The sequence below is a fragment of the Spirosoma arcticum genome (assembly GCF_054779955.1).
In genome coordinates this window covers 1-584 of sequence record NZ_BAAGXG010000067.1, presented here as the reverse complement: position 1 = coordinate 584, position 584 = coordinate 1, and the positions used below count along the sequence as shown (strand labels likewise).

General features: G+C 37.0%; 1 protein-coding gene. It reads right to left on the bottom strand.

What is annotated here, in order from left to right; translation table 11 throughout:
- Positions 1 to 88 precede the first annotated feature (88 nt).
- Positions 89 to 502, bottom strand: coding sequence for a hypothetical protein (locus ACYVHB_RS32905; protein WP_461056337.1), 414 nt, complete (start codon positions 500 to 502; stop codon positions 89 to 91).
- Positions 503 to 584: the final 82 nt, after the last annotated feature.

Here is a 584-nt window from a genome sequence, read left to right as displayed (position 1 = left end):
TAAAGAGTATGGTTCAACGTACACCATCAATTTCACAAAACTCATTATGAAAAATACTCAAACTAATATCAAACTTAATTCTGCTTGATTACTTAAGAGGATTGCTGTAATATATGTGTTTAACTCTCTCTATAGTGTAAACGCCAACACCCAAATACCTATCTATAATCTCTGCTATACTGTCCGTAAAGAAGGTTAGAAAATTGACAAATGCATCTACACGCCACTTAGCCGCATAAATTACTGCCGACTTTCTTTCGCCATATTCCGCTGTTAGTTCGCCAATTATAATGGATACCCTTGACTCTATAGTGAACGGTGATTTTAAGGCATCAATGACAGGAACCTTCGACCTATATAATTCAGGAAACCATGACCAAAGAACACTTTGCCAAGAATCAGTCAATTCTATTCTAATCCAGTGCAGCGAAAATACTGTATCGTTACCCATCTCTTTGTAACCTATTCTCTGTTCATTACTCAAAACTTCTTGAATTCTCATTTCCAGCGCATATCTCCTTTCTTTCCCTTTTGTATTACTCTTGAGCGAATCGTTTCCGCCAAGAAACTACAAAAGTCAGCCG

What these genes read in the sequence shown, in the direction of transcription:
- ACYVHB_RS32905 (WP_461056337.1), bottom strand. Translation starts at nt 502, where the DNA reads ATGAGAATTCAAGAAGTTTTGAGTAATGAACAGAGAATAGGTTACAAA.